General features: G+C 68.1%; 19 protein-coding genes. 12 read left to right on the forward strand and 7 right to left on the reverse strand.

Features of this window, described 5'->3' with window-relative positions:
• Positions 1-100 precede the first annotated feature (100 nt).
• Positions 101-1,420: a YibE/F family protein gene (locus tag ACIA12_RS13240; protein WP_396367200.1), complete on the reverse strand. Its 1,320-nt coding sequence runs from the start codon at positions 1,418-1,420 to the stop codon at positions 101-103.
• A gap of 52 nt (positions 1,421-1,472) precedes the next feature.
• Between ACIA12_RS13240 and ACIA12_RS13245 the strand changes: the two genes are divergently transcribed.
• From ACIA12_RS13245 to ACIA12_RS13270, 6 genes are all read left to right on the forward strand, one after another.
• Positions 1,473-2,468 carry a metal ABC transporter substrate-binding protein gene (locus ACIA12_RS13245; protein ID WP_396367201.1) on the forward strand — a complete coding sequence of 332 codons (996 nt, stop codon included), beginning with the start codon at positions 1,473-1,475 and terminating at the stop codon, positions 2,466-2,468.
• Entirely contained in the window at positions 2,465-3,223 is a 759-nt protein-coding gene (locus ACIA12_RS13250; protein ID WP_396367202.1) for a metal ABC transporter ATP-binding protein, read from the forward strand. Before ACIA12_RS13245 ends, ACIA12_RS13250 begins: the two co-directional genes overlap by 4 nt.
• Positions 3,220-4,224 carry a metal ABC transporter permease gene (locus ACIA12_RS13255; RefSeq protein WP_396367203.1) on the forward strand — a complete coding sequence of 335 codons (1,005 nt, stop codon included), beginning with the start codon at positions 3,220-3,222 and terminating at the stop codon, positions 4,222-4,224. The genes ACIA12_RS13250 and ACIA12_RS13255 overlap by 4 nt, the downstream gene beginning before the upstream one ends.
• Positions 4,225-4,290: 66 nt before the next feature.
• Complete coding sequence (locus ACIA12_RS13260) at positions 4,291-4,689, forward strand: Fur family transcriptional regulator (RefSeq protein ID WP_396368286.1); 399 nt, start codon at positions 4,291-4,293, stop codon at positions 4,687-4,689.
• 46 nt (positions 4,690-4,735) lie between these two features.
• Positions 4,736-5,224, forward strand: a complete 489-nt coding sequence (locus ACIA12_RS13265; protein WP_396367204.1) for a MerR family transcriptional regulator — start codon at positions 4,736-4,738, stop codon at positions 5,222-5,224.
• 58 nt (positions 5,225-5,282) lie between these two features.
• Positions 5,283-6,287 carry an aldo/keto reductase gene (locus ACIA12_RS13270; RefSeq protein WP_396367205.1) on the forward strand — a complete coding sequence of 335 codons (1,005 nt, stop codon included), beginning with the start codon at positions 5,283-5,285 and terminating at the stop codon, positions 6,285-6,287.
• Between the two features lie 388 nt (positions 6,288-6,675).
• Here the strand turns inward: ACIA12_RS13270 and ACIA12_RS13275 are convergent, their stop codons facing one another.
• Both ACIA12_RS13275 and ACIA12_RS13280 read right to left on the reverse strand, forming a co-directional pair.
• Positions 6,676-7,281 (reverse strand): MBL fold metallo-hydrolase, encoded by a 606-nt coding sequence (locus tag ACIA12_RS13275; RefSeq protein WP_396367206.1) that lies wholly within the window; start codon positions 7,279-7,281, stop codon positions 6,676-6,678.
• A complete protein-coding gene (locus tag ACIA12_RS13280; protein WP_396367207.1) occupies positions 7,281-8,375 on the reverse strand; it encodes an S-(hydroxymethyl)mycothiol dehydrogenase in 1,095 nt (364 codons plus the stop codon). The genes ACIA12_RS13275 and ACIA12_RS13280 overlap by 1 nt, the downstream gene beginning before the upstream one ends.
• Positions 8,376-8,503: 128 nt before the next feature.
• On the opposite strand from ACIA12_RS13280, the gene ACIA12_RS13285 reads away from it, so the two are divergent.
• The 4 genes from ACIA12_RS13285 (at position 8,504) to ACIA12_RS13300 (ending at position 12,178) form a co-directional block, all read left to right on the forward strand.
• Entirely contained in the window at positions 8,504-9,412 is a 909-nt protein-coding gene (locus tag ACIA12_RS13285) for an ABC transporter ATP-binding protein (RefSeq protein ID WP_396367208.1), read from the forward strand.
• Complete coding sequence (locus ACIA12_RS13290) at positions 9,412-10,242, forward strand: ABC transporter permease (protein WP_396367209.1); 831 nt, start codon at positions 9,412-9,414, stop codon at positions 10,240-10,242. Before ACIA12_RS13285 ends, ACIA12_RS13290 begins: the two co-directional genes overlap by 1 nt.
• A gap of 77 nt (positions 10,243-10,319) precedes the next feature.
• The gene (locus tag ACIA12_RS13295; protein ID WP_396367210.1) at positions 10,320-11,537 is read left to right on the forward strand and encodes a sensor histidine kinase; all 1,218 of its coding nucleotides are present in this window, start codon (positions 10,320-10,322) and stop codon (positions 11,535-11,537) included.
• Complete coding sequence (locus ACIA12_RS13300; RefSeq protein WP_396367211.1) at positions 11,537-12,178, forward strand: response regulator; 642 nt, start codon at positions 11,537-11,539, stop codon at positions 12,176-12,178. Before ACIA12_RS13295 ends, ACIA12_RS13300 begins: the two co-directional genes overlap by 1 nt.
• A gap of 9 nt (positions 12,179-12,187) precedes the next feature.
• Here ACIA12_RS13300 and ACIA12_RS13305 read toward each other — a convergent pair whose 3' ends face one another.
• The 3 genes from ACIA12_RS13305 to ACIA12_RS13315 all read right to left on the reverse strand — a co-directional run bounded on the left by ACIA12_RS13305 (position 12,188) and on the right by ACIA12_RS13315 (position 14,287).
• On the reverse strand, positions 12,188-13,075 hold the full coding sequence (locus ACIA12_RS13305) for a hypothetical protein (protein ID WP_396367212.1): 888 nt from the start codon (positions 13,073-13,075) through the stop codon (positions 12,188-12,190).
• On the reverse strand, positions 13,072-13,362 hold the full coding sequence (locus ACIA12_RS13310; RefSeq protein WP_396367213.1) for a hypothetical protein: 291 nt from the start codon (positions 13,360-13,362) through the stop codon (positions 13,072-13,074). Before ACIA12_RS13310 ends, ACIA12_RS13305 begins: the two co-directional genes overlap by 4 nt.
• A gap of 94 nt (positions 13,363-13,456) precedes the next feature.
• Entirely contained in the window at positions 13,457-14,287 is an 831-nt protein-coding gene (locus ACIA12_RS13315; protein ID WP_396367214.1) for an isoprenyl transferase, read from the reverse strand.
• A gap of 518 nt (positions 14,288-14,805) precedes the next feature.
• Between ACIA12_RS13315 and ACIA12_RS13320 the strand changes: the two genes are divergently transcribed.
• Both ACIA12_RS13320 and ACIA12_RS13325 read left to right on the forward strand, forming a co-directional pair.
• Positions 14,806-15,027 (forward strand): hypothetical protein, encoded by a 222-nt coding sequence (locus ACIA12_RS13320; protein WP_396367215.1) that lies wholly within the window; start codon positions 14,806-14,808, stop codon positions 15,025-15,027.
• Positions 15,021-15,998, forward strand: coding sequence for a hypothetical protein (locus ACIA12_RS13325; RefSeq protein ID WP_396367216.1), 978 nt, complete (start codon positions 15,021-15,023; stop codon positions 15,996-15,998). Before ACIA12_RS13320 ends, ACIA12_RS13325 begins: the two co-directional genes overlap by 7 nt.
• A gap of 646 nt (positions 15,999-16,644) precedes the next feature.
• On the opposite strand, the gene recO is transcribed toward ACIA12_RS13325, so the two are convergent.
• Entirely contained in the window at positions 16,645-17,403 is a 759-nt protein-coding gene (gene recO, locus ACIA12_RS13330) for a DNA repair protein RecO (protein ID WP_396367217.1), read from the reverse strand.
• Between the last annotated feature and the right edge of the window lie 10 nt (positions 17,404-17,413).

The raw sequence follows: 17,413 nt of genomic DNA on the forward strand, positions 1-17,413 counted from the left end.
GTCGGCCAATCCGTGACAGATCGGAACTCTAGATCGCCTCAGGACCCCTTGGGAAGAGCCTGCCGGGGACTTTGTTGGGTCAACCGCCGAAGTCCCGGAATTACTCGGATACCGCAGATTCTCCTGCCCCGGCAACGGACTCGGGCACGCCGACGAGGTCGCGGGACCGGTCGGCGACAGCCATTGCGGCCAGCGCCGTGGTCAACGGGACGGCCGCGATGATCCCGAGGCTGCCGACCAGACCTCGGACGACTTCCACGGCGACGATCTCGGTACTGAGGAGGTACCCGGTCGATACCCCGCCGATCGCGAACACCATCAGGATAGGCAGCGCGGCGCCGGCGTACGCGAGTACCAGCGTGTTCACCACCGAGGCGACGTGCGCCCGCCCGATCCGCAGCCCCGCACCGATCAGCGACGCTCGACTGGCTGCCGGGTTGGCCGCCGACAGTTCCCAGACAGCGCTCGCCTGGGTGACCGTCACGTCGTCGAGCACCCCGAGAGAGCCGATCACGATCCCAGCCACCAGCAGCCCGGTGAGATCGAGCCCAGGAACGTACGCCTTGACCGCCGAGGCCCCGTCGCTGGCCAGCCCGGAGAACGCGCTCAGCTTGACGAAGCCCCACCCCAGGAAGGCGGTCAGCCCCAGCGACGCGATCGTCCCCGCGAGCGCCACCGACGACTGGGCGTTGATGCCGTGCGTCAGATAGAGCGCGATCACCATGATCACCGAGCCGCCGACCACCGCCACCAGCAACGGGTTCGAGCCCTTCAGGATGGCCGGCAGGATGAACTGGGTCAGCGTCAGCGCGGTGATGCCCAGCGCCCCCAGCGCCGCCACTCCCCGCCAGCGGGACAGCGCGATCACCGCGATCGCGAAGATCACCGCCAGCGCGATCAACGGGATCGACCGGTCGTGGTCGACGTACTGGTACCGGTCGGCGAGCGCCGCGCCCTTCTGCACCCCCAGGATGATCCGGTCGCCGGCCTTGATCTCCACCGCCGCGTTCTTGCCCTTCGGTACCTCGACCGGCACCTCCAGTCCCTTGTCCGCGCCGGGCGCGCTGCGCAGCTTGACCGTCGCCTCATCACAGTCGGCGGGGCTCTCCGGACAGGCCTTGAGCGACACGACGGTGCCGCTCGCCCCGGTCTGCTCGGCCGCCGCGATCTTCAGATCGCCGCCCGGCCAGAGCACGATCATGGCGATCACGGCGGCCGCGATCAGCGGGATCAGCACCCCCGCGACCACTATCCGGACGCGCCGGGCCACCACCGCGTCCGAGTCGACGACCGACGTGTCGATCACCTCGGAGCCGTGTCCGTGACCGTGCCCATGGCCGTGACCGCGCGGAATTTCGAGCCGGCGCCCGCGGTTCGGTTTGGTGTCGGCGCGCCGCCGTCCTACGGTCCGCTTGGCCATCCGTCAACTCCCTGTTTTGACAACCATCCCCACTTAAATGAAAATGATTGTCATGAGATCTAGTACGCGTGCTGTCGTCGCCGGGCTCGCCGCCCTGGCAGTGGTTACTCTGGCAGGCTGCGGCGACGACGCCGCGGGCGGATCCGGCGGCAAGCTCGACGTGGTGACTTCGTTCTACCCGCTGGAGTTCATCGCCCGTTCGGTGGGGGGCGATGCGGTGAACGTGACCACCCTGACCGCGCCCGGTGTCGAGCCGCACGACCTCGAGCTGACGCCGAAGCAGGTCGGTACGATCGCCGGCGCCAAACTGGTCGTCTACGAAGGCGGCCTGCAGCCGGCCGTCGACGAGGCCGTCGCGCAGAACGCGAAGAGCGCCGGCTTCGACGTCGCGCCCGCCGCCAAGCTCGAGGCCACCGGCGCCGACTTCGAGGAACACCCCGAGGGCGAGGCGGCCGGCCCGACCGGCACGCCGACCGGGACCGTGAAGCCCGCCTCGTACGTCGCTCCCGCGTCGCGCGTCTCCGACGGCCTCGACCCGCACTTCTGGCTCGACCCGGTCCGGTACGAGGCCGTGGTACAGGCTGTGACGGACAAGCTGGTCGCGACCGATCCCGACCACGCGGACGGCTACAAGCAGCGCGCCGCGACCCTGCTCGGCGAGGTGGGCAAGCTCGACACGGAGTACAAGACCGGGCTGGCCGACTGCAAACTGAAGACGTTCGTGACGAGCCATGAGGCGTTCGCGTACATGGCGAAGCGGTACGGTCTGACGATGGTCGGCATCGCCGGGTTCAGCCCCGACGCCGAGCCCACCCCGACGCGGATCAAGGAGGTCCAGGAGATCGTGCAGAAGCAGCAGGTCACCACGATCTTCTACGAGGAGCTCGTCAGCCCGAAGGTGGCCGAGTCGATCGCCCGCGACGTCCACGTCAAGACCGCGGTCCTGAGCCCGATCGAGGGCCTGTCGGACGCGAACTCCCAGGAGACCTACCTCTCGCTGATGCGCGAGAATCTGCAGGAGCTCCGGAAGGCGAACAGCTGCGCGTGACATCGACCCCAACACGTGAAGACGCCGTCCAGGTCACCGATCTCTCGGTCGACCTGGGCGGTCGTCTCGTCCTGCGCGGCGTGGATCTGCGGATCCGGGCCGGCGAGGTCCTCGCCGTGCTAGGCACCAACGGCTCCGGCAAGTCCACGCTGATCAGGACGGTCGTGGGCCTGCTGCCGGCCGCCCGCGGCGAGGTCCGGCTCTTCGGTACTCCGGTACCGCGCTTCCGCCACTGGAATCGCATCGGCTACGTCCCGCAGCGGATCACCGCGGCAGGCGGCGTACCGGCGACTGTCGCCGAGGTGGTGTCGTCCGGGCTGCTCTCGAAGCGGCGGCTGTTCCGCCCGCTGAAGGCGGCTGACCGGGCTGCCATCGACGAGGCGCTGGAGATCGTCGACATGGCCGACCGGCGCAAGGACGGCGTCGCCGAGCTGTCCGGTGGCCAGCAGCAGCGGGTGCTGATCGCCCGCGCGCTGGTCTCGGATCCTGATCTGCTGATCCTCGACGAGCCGACCGCTGGCGTCGACCTGGCGAGTCAGGCGATCTTCGCCGACGCGATCCGGGAGCGGGTCGCGCGCGGTACGACGGTGGTGATGGTCAGCCACGACCTCGGCCCGATGGACGCGCTGATCGACCGCTCGATCGTGCTGCGCCGCGGCCGGGTCGTGTACGACGGTCCGCCGCACGCCTCGCAGACGCACGCTCATGTCCACCCGCACGGGTCCAGCGACGACGAGCCGGGGTGGCTGTCATGACGTTGTTCCAGCTCGAGTTCATGCAGCGGGCGCTCATTGCCGGGCTGCTCACCGGGTTGTCCGCACCGGCGATCGGCACGTACCTGGTCCAGCGGCGGCTGTCGCTGATGGGCGATGGGATCGGGCATATCGCGATCACCGGTGTCGCGCTGGGGCTCTTGACCGGGACTGCGCCGGTGCTCACCGCAGTACTGGTCGCTATAGCCGGTGCTACCGCCATTGAGCTGGTCAGGGCGCGCGGCAAGGCCAGCGGGGACGTGGCGCTCGCACTGCTGTTCTACGGCGGCATAGCGGGCGGTGTGCTGCTCATAGGCCTGGCAGGACAGGGCGCTGCGACGCTGAACACTTACCTGTTCGGCTCGCTCACCACTGTCTCCCCCTCTGACCTGTACGTCGTTGTGGGGCTGGCTGTGACGGTACTGGTCGTCGCGATCGGCCTTGGCCCGCAGCTGTTCGCGGTGTGTCAGGACGAGGAGTTCGCTCGCGTCACCGGCCTCCGGGTGCAGTTGCTCAACCTCCTGATCGCAGTGATGGCCGCTGTGACGGTCACCGTCGCCATGCGGACGGTTGGGCTGCTGCTGGTCAGTGCGCTGATGGTGGTGCCGGTTGCGACCGCTCAGCAGTTCACGCGGTCGTTCCGGAGTACCTTCGTCACCGCCTGTGCGATCGGTGTCGCGGCCTGCCTGGCCGGCATCATCACGTCGTACAACGCCAACGTCGCTCCCGGCGCCACGATCGTCGTGCTGGCCCTGGCCGGCTTCGTCGTCGCGGCGATCGCCGGCACCCTGGTACGCCGTCGCCGTGGCGTCCTGACTCCCCTCGCGGACGAGGAACCGGAGATCGGCCTACCGGTCCCCGAGCCGCACGTGGTGAGTACCGCTCACCAGCACGCCCACGACCCGAAGTGCGGCCATCCCAAGATCGAACACGGTGATCACGTCGACTACGTCCACGACGGTCATTTGCATGCGGCGCACGGAGATCACTGGGATGAACACTAAGTTGTTGACTTCTGAGAGAATTGGCGAGTTACCGCGGAAAATCACGGTGAAGGGATGACAGGAGGCATGGTGGCCATCGGAACACGCTCGACCCGTCAGCGCGCGGCGGTGGCTTCCGCGCTCGACAATCTCGACGACTTCCGGACGGCCCAGGAGATCCACCAGGAGCTCCGGGGCGCGGGTGAGGCCGTCGGCCTGACCACGGTCTACCGCACCCTGCAGGCCCTCGCCGACTCGCGTGAGGTCGACGTACTGCGCACCGCCGACGGCGAAACGGCGTACCGGCGCTGCTCGAAGGGTCATCACCACCACCTGGTCTGCCGCAACTGCGGGCGGACGGTCGAGGTCGAGGGCCCGGCCGTCGAGCGCTGGGCCGACAAGGTCGCCGCTGAGCACGGCTACTCCGACGTCAGCCACACCCTGGAGATCTTCGGCACCTGCTCGGACTGCCAGCAGCCCTCCTGACCCCGGGCTTGCGTTAGAGCGCGCTCTAACCCGTACGTTCTTAGTCATGAACACAACGGGTGTCCTCAGCTCCTCCGATCGCCGGCACGCGCTCGCCGAGCGCTACGAAGCCCCAGAGCTGAAGCCGATGGACCACGAGCTGCTGCAGCTCCTGGAGCTCCCGGACGACCTCCCCGACGTACTGACGATCGCGGAGGTCGCCGAGGCCACCGGTCTGACCGCTCACACCCTCCGGTACTACGAGCGCACCGGCCTGCTCACCGTCGCCCGGGACGAGGCCGGCCACCGGACCTACGACCGGGAAACCCTCGGCCGGGTCGTGTTCATCACCCGGCTGCGGCTGTCGGACATGCCGATCAGCACGATCAGCCACTACATGGAGCTGGTGTACCAAGGCGAATCCACTGCCCCGCAGCGGCTCGCGCTGATGCTGGAGCACCGGGCCACGATCCAGCGCCGGCTGCGCGAACTGCAGGCGGCCCTCGCGGTCACCGACTACAAGATCGCCACATACGGCGGCGACTGCACTCCCTGACCCCTTGCTCTGCCCTTCCAACTGACAACCGGCTCTGCGGCTGTCGGGTGGCGGAGCCATGCCTTTTCACTTGGAGACAACTGTGATTCTCGGTACCAACGGACCTGACGTCAGCCGGCTCGGACTCGGCTGCATGGGGATGAGCTTCGGCTACGGCCCCGGCGACGACACCGAGTCGATCGCCACCATCCACCGTGCCCTCGACCTCGGCATCACCTTCCTCGACACCGCCGACATCTACGCCGCCGGCGAGAACGAGCAACTCGTCGGCAAGGCCATCGCGGGCCGGCGCGACGAGGTGGTGCTGGCCAGCAAGTTCGGCATCGTGATGGACCCGGCGACGTACAAGCTCATCCGGCTCGACAGCTCACCGGCGTACCTCCGGTCGGCGCTCGATGCGTCGCTGCGGCGGCTCGGCGTGGACCACCTCGACCTGTACTACCAGCACCGCGCCGATCCGTCGGTACCGATCGAGGAGACGGTCGGTGCGCTGGCGGAGCTGGTGCACGCCGGCAAGGTCAAGCACATCGGACTGTCCGAGGCGTCGGCGGACACCATTCGGCGGGCGCATGCGGTGCACCCGGTCGCGGCGCTGCAGTCCGAGTGGTCGCTGTTCAGCCGTGACATCGAGGCTGAGGTGCTGCCGGTCTGTCGCGAACTCGGGATCGGCGTCGTGCCGTACAGCCCGCTCGGCCGCGGCATGCTGACCGGCCGGATCGCCGGCCAGGAAGACCTTGCGGACAACGACTTCCGCAAGACACTCCCCCGCTTCGACGCCGAGAACCTGGCCGCCAACCTCGCCCTGGTCGAGCAGATCCGCACCGTCGCCGCCCGCCACGAAGCGACTCCCGCCCAGGTCGCCCTCGCCTGGCTCCTTGCCCAAGGCAACGACATCACCCCGATCCCCGGCACCAAACGCCGCCCTTACCTGGAAGAGAACGCGGCCGCCCTCGCAGTCGACCTCACCCCCGAAGACATCACCTCCCTCTCCAACCTCACCCCAGCCGGCACCCGCTACCCAGACATGGAATGGGTCGCCGGCAACACCGCGGCGCTCGGCTAGACCGCTGCCGCCCCGCCCTGCGGGCGGGGCGGCAGCGGGAGGGGAGTTGGCGCAAGCCGAGTGCGAGCGGCGCTGAGCTGACCGACGCCCCGCCCGCCCTGCGGGCGCGGCGGGCGGGGGGGCCAGGAGTGGGCGGGGGCGGGGGTGGGCAATGGCGAACGGGGAAGCCCGGTGGCCATGGCGAGCTGGCGGTCCCGGCGGGCGGACGGGGCGGACCGCCAGCCCATCAATGGACCCAAGGAGGTCGCGGGCCGGCGGCTCATCCCCGCTGCGAGCCCGTGGCGTGAGCCGCCGATTGATGGGGTGGCGGTCCGGGGACGCGGTCAGCGGCGCGATCCTGAGCCGCGAGGACGCGGCGACCCGGCTCAGTGGCATGGCAGCCGCTGAGTCAGCTGATGTTGCCGGTCTCGGCGGCGATGGTGGTGGTGTCGCCGTGGCCGGTGTGGACGAGGGTGTTTGGGGGGAGGGTCAGGAGGTTGGTGCGGATGGAGTTGAGGATGGTGGGTTTGTCGGAGTAGGAGCGGCCGGTGGCGCCGGGGCCGCCGTGGAAGAGGGTGTCGCCGGTGAACACGGAGTTGAGCGATTCGGCGTACAGGCAGGTGCTTCCGGGGCTGTGTCCTGGGGTGTGGATCGCGCGGAGCGTAGTACCGGCTACCTCGAAGGTGGTGCCGTCGGCGAGGTCGTGGTCGGGCGATTCGTCGTAGACCGTGTCCCACAGCATCCGGTCGGCTGGGTTGAGCCAGATCGGCGCCTTCACCGCGTCGCGGAAGTCCACCGCGGCGTTGATGTGGTCGTTGTGGCCGTGCGTGCAGACCAGCGCGACCACCCGGCGATCACCGACCGCCTCGACGATCGCGGAGGCCGAGTGGGCGGCGTCGATGACGAGCACCTCCTCGTCGTCGCCCACCAGCCAGACGTTGTTGTCGACGTCCCACGTGCCGCCGTCCAGGCTGAACGTGCCGGACGTGACGACCCGCTCGATCCGGGCCGGCATCAGAACAGCACCACCGATCGCAGCACGTCGCCGTGGTGCATCTTCTCGAACGCCGCCTCGACCTCGTCCAGTGCGATCGTCTCGGACACGAACCGGTCCAGCGGCAGCCGCCCCTGCAGGTGCAGGTCGATCAGCATCGGGAAGTCGCGCGACGGCAGACAGTCGCCGTACCAGCTCGACTTCAGCGAACCACCCCGCCCGAAGAAGTCCAGCAGCGGCATCTCGAGCGTCATCTCAGGCGTCGGTACGCCGACCAGCACCACGGTCCCGGCGAGATCGCGCGCGTAGAAAGCCTGCTTCCACGTCTCCGGCCGACCCACCGCATCGATCACCACATCCGCCCCGAACCCACCGGTCAGCTCCTGCACCGCCGCGACGACCCCGTCGTGGTCCAGCTCCTTCGAGTTGACCGCATGCGTCGCACCGAGCTCCAACGCCACGTCGAGCTTGCGCTGGTCGAGGTCCACAGCGATCACCCGGGCAGCCCCGGCCAACCGGGCACCGACGACTGCCGCAGTACCGACGCCGCCGCAGCCGATCACGGCAACGGTGTCGCCACGCCCGACATTGCCGGTGTTCACCGCAGCGCCGAGCCCGGCCATCACGCCACAGCCCAGCAGGCCGGCCACCTCGGCCTTCGCCGCCGGGTCGACCTTCGTGCACTGCCCTGCCGCGACCAGGGTCTTCTCGGCGAACGCGCCGATGCCCAGTGCGGGCGACAGCTCGGTCCCGTCGGCCAGGGTCATCTTCTGCTTGGCGTTGTGCGTGTTGAAGCAGTACCACGGGCGCCCGCGCAGGCAGGCGCGACAGTTGCCGCAGACGGCTCGCCAGTTCAGGACGACGAAGTCACCAGGCTCGACGTCCGTCACCCCCTCGCCGACGGACTCGACCACCCCGGCCGCCTCATGGCCCAACAGAAAAGGAAAAGAATCGTTGATGCCGCCCTCGCGGTAGTGCAGGTCGGTATGGCAGACGCCGCACGCCTGGACCTTCACGACGGCCTCGCCCGGGCCGGGGTCGGGGATGGTGATCTCTTCGATGGTCACTGGCGCGCCCTTGCTCAGGGCGACGACTCCACGCACGGTCTGACTCATGCCCAGACGCTAACCCGAAAAAGTCCCGTAGGCATCCCGTACTACGGGTGTCTGTCCACCGGTCGGGGGACAGCCGGTCCGTCGTCCGATGCTCCCCCGGGACCCCTTGCGGACGGGAAGGTTGAGCCATGACAGAGACAGAGCTCGCGGTACGGGTCCGAGGACTCGTCAAGCGTTACCCGGACAAGGTCGCCGTCGGTGGCGTCGACCTCGACATCCTCCGCGGTGAGGTGTTCGCGCTGCTCGGCCCGAACGGCGCCGGCAAGACCACGACGACGGAGGTGCTGGAGGGGTACCGCCGAGCGGACGAGGGTGAGATCAGCGTGCTGGGCACGGACCCGGCCCACGCCGACCGCTTGTGGCGGAGCCGGATCGGGATCGTGCTGCAGACCTCGCGCGACGAGGCCGAGTCGTCGGTCTCCGAACTCGTCCGGCACTACGCCTCCTACTACCCCAACCCGCGCGACCCCGACGAGGTCATCGCCGCGGTCGGGCTCGAGGACAAGCGCAAGACCCGCCCGCGCAAGCTGTCCGGCGGTCAGCGCCGCCGGCTCGACGTGGCGCTCGGCGTGATCGGCAACCCGGAACTGCTGTTCCTGGACGAGCCGACCACGGGGTTCGACCCCGAGGCCCGCCGGCAGTTCTGGACCCTGATCGAGAACCTGCGCACCGGCGGGACGACGATCCTGCTCACCACCCACTACCTCGACGAGGCCGAGCACCTGGCCGACCGGGTCGGCGTGATCGCGGACGGCCGGATGATCGAGGTCGGTACGCCGGAAACGCTCGGCGGCCGTGGCGCCCGGACCGCAAGGGTCTCCTGGTCCGACGCGGACGGCCCGCACGAACTGCGCACCGACCAGCCGACGGCCGAGGTGGCCGCGTTGATGGCCCGCTTCGACGGCGAAGTACCGGAGCTCGAAGTACGGCGTCCGAGTCTCGAAGACATCTACCTGGACCTGATCGGCAAGGCCACGACCACGGCTGTCACGGCCGCCGATACCGACACCGAAGCGATCGAAGCTGGAGCACTCTGATGGCAACCTCTCACAACGTCACCAGCAAGCCGTTGCCGTCGACGATGGCGGTCGGCGTCGCCCGGACCAAGCTCGAGGTCCGCGAGTTCTTCCGCGAGCGCGAGGCGCTGATCTTCACCTTCTTCTTCCCGATCATCTTCCTGGCCATCTTCTCCGCCGTCTTCGGCGACACCGACTTCGGCCAGGGCGTCAACGCCGCCACCTACTTCACCCCCGGGATGATCGCCTCCGGCATCTTCCTGAGCAGCTTCCAGTCGCTGGCGATCAGCATCGCGCTGGAGCGCGACGAAGGTCTGCTCAAGCGGCTGCGCGGTACGCCGATGCCGCCGCAGGCGTACTTCATCGGCAAGATCGGCCAGGTCCTGATCACCTCGATCGCGCAGATCGCCCTGCTGCTGGCGATTTCCGGGCTGCTGCTCGGCGTCGACCTGCCGACCGAGCCGGGCAAGTGGCTCGACTTCCTGTGGATCTTCGTGCTCGGTACCGCGTCGGGGTCGGTGCTCGGGATCGCGTTCAGCGTCGTACCGAAGTCCGGAAAGGCGGCCTCCGCGGTCGTCACCCCGGTAGTTCTTTTGCTGCAGTTCATGTCGGGCGTGTACTTCGTCTACAGCAGCCTGCCGTCCTGGATGCGCGGCGTCGCCTCGGTCTTCCCGCTGAAGTGGCTGGCCTCGGGGATGCGCTCGGTGTTCCTGCCCGACGGCTTCGTCCAGACCGAGCCCGGCCAGTCCTGGCACCTCGGTCTCGGCGCGATCGTCCTGGTCGTCTGGCTCGTGGTCGGGCTGATCGTCGCCCAGCGGGTCTTCCGCTGGACCAGGCGAGACGCCGGCTGATGTTCGGCACTCCCTACTCTGCGACCACCGGAGGCGCCCTGAGCGACCTCCGGTGGTTCTGGAGGAAGATGGTGCGCATGGAGCTCTCCGGTACCAAGGTGGACCAGCCCGTCTGGGTGCGCACCCTGATCGGCTGGCACATCACCTTCTACGCGCTGCTCGGCGTCACCGCGATCGCAGCTCTCTTCTCCTCCGAGCTGACCACCCCGCAGCGGATCGTGTACCTGGCCCTGGTCGCGGTACTGGCCCTGGCCTACCGGCTGCTCGCGATGCCGGCGATGATCTCGCGCAGCCGGTGGCAGGCTCATCTGTACCGGGCGGTGATGCTCGTCTGCGTCAGCGCCGCAGTTGCGCTCTTCCCGCCGTCGGTCTTCATCCTGTTCATCGTCTCGCCGCAGATCTGGTTGCTGAGCGACCGGACGCTCGACGCGGTACCGCTCAGCTTCCTGCTGCTGTTCGCGGTCGGCACGGCGCAGCTCTGGGCGGCCGGCTGGACGATGGACGCCTTCTGGGACATCTTGCCGTGGATGGTGATCAGCCTGGTCGTCAGCCTGCTGCTCGGCATCTGGATCGACAAGGTGATCAGCCAGAGCCAGCAGCGCGCCGAGCTGATCGAGCAGTTGGAGGCAGCGCGGGACGAGCTTGCCGAAGCTCACCACACCGCTGGCGTGATGGCTGAGCGGGAGCGGATGGCTCGCGAGATCCATGACACGCTCGCGCAGGGGATGACGAGCATCGTGATGCTGTCGCAGACGGCCGCCGTTGAGCTTTCGCGTGGTGCGGTCGAGCCGGCGGCTGGGCGGTTGGCGGCGATCGAGGACACGGCTCGCGAGAATCTGGCCGAGGCCCGGGCTTTGGTGGCGGCCTTTACACCGGTCGCGTTGAGTGGGGCGACGCTGGCCGAAGTACTGCAGCGGCAGGGTGAGCGGTTCGCGGCCGAGACCGGGGTCGACGTACAGGTTTCGCTGGACATGGCTGATGACGAGGTCGCCGCGTTGCCTCAGGGGCAGCAGGTGGTGTTGTTGCGGGCGGCTCAGGAGTCGCTGGCGAACGTACGGAAGCATGCTGGAGCCACCCGGGTGCGGATTCTGCTCGGGATGTCGGCTGATGGGGTGGCGATCGAGATCAGTGACGATGGGGCTGGGTTTTCGCCGTCGGCGGCCACGGGTGGGTATGGGCTGGCGGCGATGCGGGGGCGGGTCGAGGAGTCCGGTGGCACGGTGTCGGTCGACAGCGCGCCGGGGCGTGGTACGCGGGTGCAGGTACTCATCCCGGCGACGGGTCAGGAGGATTGATGACGGTACGGGTGCTGGTGGTGGACGACCATCCGGTGGTCCGCTCGGGGCTGATCGGGATGCTCGCGGTCACCGACGACATCGAGGTGGTCGGCGAGGCGGGCGACGGCGAGGAGGCCCTCGCGCTGGTCGAGTCGACCCGGCCGGACGTCGTACTGATGGACCTGCGGATGCCACGTCGCGACGGAGTATCGGCGACGGGCGCGATCGTGTCCGGGTATCCGACGACGAGGGTGCTGGTACTGACGACGTACGACACCGACACCGACATCCTGCACGCGGTCGAAGCCGGCGCCGCGGGCTATCTCCTCAAGGACACACCGCACGCCGAACTCCTCGACGGAATCCGAGCCGCCTCCCGCGGCGAAACAGTCCTCGCGGGCCCGGTCGCCGCGCGCCTGATGTCCCGACTCCGCACACCCGCCCCCGCCGCCGTCCAGCCATCTCCACGCGAACTGGAAGTCCTGGCCGCCGTAGCCCGAGGCCTCAGCAACGCCGAGATCGGCCGAGAACTCTTCATCGGCGAGGCAACCGTCAAAACCCACCTACAACGCCTCTTCACCAAACTAGACGTAGACGACCGCACCCGAGCCGTAACAGTCGCCATCGAACGAGGCCTACTCCCCTCACCCCGTCGGTAAGTGCTTTGGTTAGCGTTCGAGGGTTGGGTTTTGGGAGGGGCCGTTGAGGCGGCGGCTCAGGTCTGACTCGGAGGAGGCTCCGGGAGGACCTTGGTGTGAGGGTTGGGTCGGGTTGAGGCCGGCTCTGGTGGCGTTGGCGAGGTCGACGCTGCGGTGGGCGGCTTCTTCCGCGGCTGGACGGGCGGCGGTGAGATCCTGGTTCGCGCCGTCGAGCTGTTGGCGAGCGGACCGGAGGTTGCTGCCGAGCTCCTCGCGGGTCTGGTCGATCGCGTTGGAGATCCGGCCATCGGTGCCGACGCCCGGCGGTGACTGGACCAGGTTCCGAGCCGTCTCACGGGCCTGCTTGAGCTGCGTCTCGGCGCCTTTGACCCCGGTGGTGGCTTCGCCGATTGAGCTCTCGATGGTGCTGACCCGCTGCCGCAGGATCGACGTCTGCCTGAGCTGCTCGGCCGCCTCCGGGGTCGGCTCGCCGGTCTGCTCATCCCGCTCGACGGGCAACTGCTCGAGCTCGTCGAGGAAACTCTTCGCGTGCGTGAGTGTGCGGGAACTCCGATCGAGGTCGTCCCCGATCTGCTCGAGCTGACCGAGGTCGCGCTGAAGCCGGCCGTTGAGCTGATCACTGGTCAATCCAGCGCTGTAGAGCGCTCTCCGGATGTCATCGGTGGCGTTGTCACGAGCCCCCGGGTTGTCGGCCTGCCGACCGGCATACTCGCCTTCGCGAGCGCGCTGTGCGGGTACCCCCAGAGTCCCCGCCTCATCCAACCGCGCGTCGAGCAACCGATCGAAGTCAGCCGTCGCTTGCCGCGCCGACATCATCGCCGACCGCGCAGCGACCAGCGCCGACGCCGTCTGATCAGTCAGACTGGCAGCCCGCTGCCGATCCTCCGCCACCGTCATCGCCAACCACCCTCCGCCTGCCCACTACCGCCCGCCACGCCATTGCCCTGCGCAACGTTGCCCGTCGCGGCGCCGCTCGTCCCGGTATCACCGAGGCCGGCATTGCCCTGCCCCCCGCTGCTCTGGCCGGTGTTGTTTGGCGGGGTGGCGGCGAGTGCGGCCAGGCGGTCGTCTTCGGCGAGGGCGTCGTCCAGTACGGAGCGGACGCCGCGGATCTCCGCCTGGGCGCCCCGCAACTCCCGCGCCAGTGCTTGCTCCGGCGTCTCACCCGTCGGCTGCTCTTGCACGGTCGGCAACTCCCCTCGACGACATCCATCGGTCGATTGGCGAGCCTAGACCCTCGACCGGCTCACGGGCGTTACGTAGTACCGGCTGGTGTTGTCAGGCCTGCTCGACCTGGTTGGGCACGGCGCCGCCGTAGCGCCGGTCGCGCTGGGCGTAGAGCTCGATCGCGCGCCACAGATCGCGCCGATCGAAGTCCGGCCACAGCGTGTCGAGGAAGACCATCTCGGCGTACGCGAGCTGCCACACCAAGAAGTTGGACGTCCGCTGCTCACCTGACGACCGGACGAACAGGTCCACCTCGGGGACCTCCGGGTGGTAGAGATGCTTCGCGATCGTCTTCTCGGTGATCCGGTCCGGGTTGAGCTTGCCCGCGGCAACCTCCGCGCCGATCGACCGCATCGCGTCCGCGATCTCCGCCTGACCGCCGTAGTTCACGCAGAACTGCAGCGTGATCGTGTCGTTGTTCTTCGTCCGCTCCTGCGCGTACTCGAGCTCGTCGATCACGCTCTTCCACAACCGCGGCCGCCGCCCCGACCAGACGACCCGCACCCCCATCGCGTCCAGCTCGTCGCGCCGCCGGTGGATCACATCGCGATTGAACCCCATCAGAAACCGCACCTCATCAGGCGACCGGGCCCAGTTCTCGGTCGAGAACGCGTACGCCGACAGGTACTTCACCCCGATCTCGATCCCACCCTTTATCACATCGAGCAGCGAAGCCTCCCCCGCCTTGTGCCCCTCGGTCCGCGGCAGATTCCGCGCCTTCGCCCACCGCCCGTTCCCATCCATCACGATCGCCACGTGATTGGGCACCAACTCCTTGGGAATCCCCGGCGGCCGAGCCCCCGAAGGATGCACATCAGGAGCAACAACCTCCCCGCGCCGACCTTCCCCAACCCGACCCCGACGACGACCAATAGGCGACATACCCAGATCCTCCCAAACCCCTGCCCAAGGCCCTCCCGCACCCCTCCGCCCTCCCACACCCCTGTGGACAACCCCCACCCTGAACACCCTCCGTATGCGAACCTTGTACCGCCAGCAACCCACGATCGGAGCCCACCCGCATGCCCCGCCGACCGCTTCTCCTAACCGTTGCCCTCTGCGCGCTCCCCCTAGCCGCCTGCAACAACTCCCCCGAAGCCGGTCAACCCAACACAACTCCTGCCTCGACAACCCCTACGTCGACCTCCACGGCTTCCCCCACCCCCACGGCCAACGAGGAAGAAGAAGGCGCCATCGCCGCCGCCAAGAGCCGCTACTCCGCGGCACGTCAGGCTGTTGCCGTCGCCCTGCGCCACCCTGAGAGACCGGCTCGGGCAACGCTCCTCCAGGCGGGAAACGGTGACCCGTGGCTGATCTCGGTCCTCGGCGAGCTCCGATTCCAGTCCGCCAACGGGTGGTATCAAAGTGGCAACGTCAAGGTCATCCCGATCAGTCATTCTGTGAAGCTGAAGGGCGAGCAGCCCGAGGTCGACCTTGTCTCCTGCCTCGACAGCTCAGAGGTCGTCACGCGCTACCAGTCCAATGACAAGCCAGTGCCGGCTGGCCCGGACGACGGGGACCGACACAAGGTGCTGGCTCGCATGGTCTTCGCTCCGCCCGCGGGTCAGACCACCAAGGTGTGGTTCCTGGTCGAAGAGAAGGCGCTGGCAGGAAAATGCTGAAAATACTCGGCGGCGTCTGCCTTACGGTCACCTTGGGGTTGGCCATCGTTGCGGCGCCCCGAGCAACCGCCGCAACGCAGGACGATCCCCGCTACGTCAAGGTCTGCTCGCCGATCACCCACAAGTGCACCTTCTGGCTGAAGTCTGAACTCGGCAAAGGCGCTGGCAAGAAGACCAGCCCCGGGAAGTCCACCAAGGTTGGTAAGCGCGTATGCCAGCACAACGGTGGCGCCCAAGCTTGCACCTCGGACCTCGGGAACTGGTCGAATAGTGAACAGTGCTATCTGCAGAGGCTCACCCCGCAGCCGCCAAAGTCAGATCCCAGTTGGGGCGGGCATACCGATGGGGAGGTCTGGGCTTGCTTACGCGAGCAGGGGTACAGCCAGGGCAGACATCTGGTGACCAAGTGGGTGTGGTTGCCTGGGCCTCCTGACACTGTGGTGGTTGATCCGCTCACGTTGGCGTATGAGGCGATTGCCAAGATGCAGTTGGCGAAGCCGCAGGTGCGGTCTGCGCCGGGGGTTGGGGAGATCGGGCTGGTGAATATGCCGGTGTGGTTGTGGGTGGACAAGTCGGAGAACACCTATGGGCCGATCACGCGGTTTGCGGAAGTACCCGGGCTTCGGGTGACGGCCACAGGAGTCGTCAAGGCAGTCGATTGGACGATGGGTGACGGGAATACGGTTCGGTGCGAGGGCGCTGGTACGCCCTACAGCAAGGCGGCGGGTATTGCGGATTCGCCTGATTGTGGTCATCGGTATCGGAAGACGTCGCATGAGCAGCCGAAGTGCCGATACCCGGTTAGCGCGACCGCCCACTGGAGCATCACTTGGCAGAGCACCCTCGGCGATACCGGCCAGATCGACATGACCCAACAGGCATCCACGCAACTACGGATCGGTGAGGCTGTACCTGTCCTGGTGGATCCCAATGGCGACCAACCGACAGCGCCAGCCCCCAACAACTGCTGACAGCTACCAATACGCGGCCCCCAAGCAGTAGGCGTCCGCTCGGCACCTCTCACCCAGTACAGGCGTCTGCTCGGTCTTCTCGTCCATGCCCCCGCAGTACAGACACCCGCCCGGCCACCCGTAGGCAGTACAGGCCTCTGCCCGCAATACGCTCACGCGGCGCAGGCGACTGGTCGGCCAGCACCATCGCAGTACAGGTGACCGCCCAGCCGGCGCTCACCCGCTAGAGGCCGTCAGGTTCAGGCAGTACAGGCGGCTGCTCGGCTCGCTGTCACGCAGTGCAGGCGCCAGCCCGGCCAGGCCTCACCCAGCACGTACGTCGGTTGGCCAGCGCTCACGTGGTACACGCCTCTGCCCGGCCCACGCTCACGTAGTACAGGTGACTGGCCGGCCAGCACTCACTCGAAACAGCCGCCGCGCTCATGCAGTACAGGCGGCTGTTCGGCTTGCCGTCCCTAGTACGGGTGTCTGTTTGGCGCGCGCTCGCGCTGTACCTGTTCGCGCGGACAGTACTCACCCAGTTCACGCGTCGGGCCGGCTCGCGCTGACGCGGATCCGACTGCCCAGCCAGCAGTCGCGGGGGGCCGGTGGCGGGGGGTGTCCCCGGTTGGTGAGCGGGCCGCGTTGGTGTGGCGGGGTGGGTGGGTTAGCCCAGTTTTAGTTGGGGTGGGGTGCTGGGGGTTAGGTCTAGGTGGCGGAGGGAGCGGAGGCGGTCCAGGTGGTAGGTGGTGAAGGCGGAGACGAGGGTGGTGGCTTCTCGGCGGGTTTTGGGGTCTGTGCGTTCCGCGGTTGGCCAGTCGCCGGTGAGGAGGGCTGCTAGGAGGGTGACTGTGGCGGGGGACGGCATGGTGGAGGCGGGTGGGCGGCAGGTGCTGCAGACCATGCCGCCGGCGGCGGGGTTGAAGGCGCGGTGGGGGCCTGGTTCGCCGCATTTGGCGCAGTCGTCGAAGGAGGGGGCGTACCCGGAGATGGCAAGGGAGCGGAGGAAGAACGAGTCGAGGACCAGGCCGGGGGTGCGTTCGCCGGCGGAGAGGACCCGGAGGGCGCCGGCCAGCAGGAGGTGGTGCTGGGTGGCGGGTTCCTTTTCTTCCACCACCAGGCGGTCGGCCGTTTCGAGGATGACCGTGCCGGTGGTGTAGCGGGCGTAGTCGCTGACTATGCCTTCGCCGTATGCCGCTATCGACACCGCTTGGGTGACCACGTCGAGGGTCCGGCCGGTGGCGAGTTGCAGGTCGACGTGGCTGAAAGGCTCCAGGCGAGCGCCGAAGCGGGATGAGGTGCGGCGGACGCCTTTGGCGACCGCGCGGATCTTGCCGTGGCCGCGGGTCAGGAGCGTGGCGATCCGGTCGGCTTCGCCCAGTTTCTGGACCCGGAGCACGATCGCCTCGTCACGATAGAGCGGCATCTGACCATTC

The sequence above is a fragment of the Kribbella sp. NPDC051620 genome (assembly GCF_044453825.1).
Taxonomy (GTDB): Bacteria; Actinomycetota; Actinomycetes; order Propionibacteriales; family Kribbellaceae; genus Kribbella.

Excerpts from the sequence above, each read along its gene's own strand:
- ACIA12_RS13240 (WP_396367200.1), bottom strand. The coding sequence starts at position 1,420 with ATGGCCAAGCGGACCGTAGGACGGCGGCGCGCCGACACCAAACCGAAC.
- ACIA12_RS13245 (WP_396367201.1), top strand. The coding sequence starts at position 1,473 with ATGAGATCTAGTACGCGTGCTGTCGTCGCCGGGCTCGCCGCCCTGGCA.
- ACIA12_RS13255 (WP_396367203.1), top strand. The coding sequence starts at position 3,220 with ATGACGTTGTTCCAGCTCGAGTTCATGCAGCGGGCGCTCATTGCCGGG.
- ACIA12_RS13260 (WP_396368286.1), top strand. The coding sequence starts at position 4,291 with ATGGTGGCCATCGGAACACGCTCGACCCGTCAGCGCGCGGCGGTGGCT.
- ACIA12_RS13265 (WP_396367204.1), top strand. The coding sequence starts at position 4,736 with ATGAACACAACGGGTGTCCTCAGCTCCTCCGATCGCCGGCACGCGCTC.
- ACIA12_RS13270 (WP_396367205.1), top strand. The coding sequence starts at position 5,283 with ATGCCTTTTCACTTGGAGACAACTGTGATTCTCGGTACCAACGGACCT.
- ACIA12_RS13275 (WP_396367206.1), bottom strand. The coding sequence starts at position 7,281 with ATGCCGGCCCGGATCGAGCGGGTCGTCACGTCCGGCACGTTCAGCCTG.
- ACIA12_RS13280 (WP_396367207.1), bottom strand. The coding sequence starts at position 8,375 with ATGAGTCAGACCGTGCGTGGAGTCGTCGCCCTGAGCAAGGGCGCGCCA.
- ACIA12_RS13285 (WP_396367208.1), top strand. The coding sequence starts at position 8,504 with ATGACAGAGACAGAGCTCGCGGTACGGGTCCGAGGACTCGTCAAGCGT.
- ACIA12_RS13290 (WP_396367209.1), top strand. The coding sequence starts at position 9,412 with ATGGCAACCTCTCACAACGTCACCAGCAAGCCGTTGCCGTCGACGATG.
- ACIA12_RS13295 (WP_396367210.1), top strand. The coding sequence starts at position 10,320 with ATGGAGCTCTCCGGTACCAAGGTGGACCAGCCCGTCTGGGTGCGCACC.
- ACIA12_RS13300 (WP_396367211.1), top strand. The coding sequence starts at position 11,537 with ATGACGGTACGGGTGCTGGTGGTGGACGACCATCCGGTGGTCCGCTCG.
- ACIA12_RS13305 (WP_396367212.1), bottom strand. The coding sequence starts at position 13,075 with ATGACGGTGGCGGAGGATCGGCAGCGGGCTGCCAGTCTGACTGATCAG.
- ACIA12_RS13315 (WP_396367214.1), bottom strand. The coding sequence starts at position 14,287 with ATGTCGCCTATTGGTCGTCGTCGGGGTCGGGTTGGGGAAGGTCGGCGC.
- ACIA12_RS13325 (WP_396367216.1), top strand. The coding sequence starts at position 15,021 with ATGCTGAAAATACTCGGCGGCGTCTGCCTTACGGTCACCTTGGGGTTG.
- recO (WP_396367217.1), bottom strand. The coding sequence starts at position 17,403 with ATGCCGCTCTATCGTGACGAGGCGATCGTGCTCCGGGTCCAGAAACTG.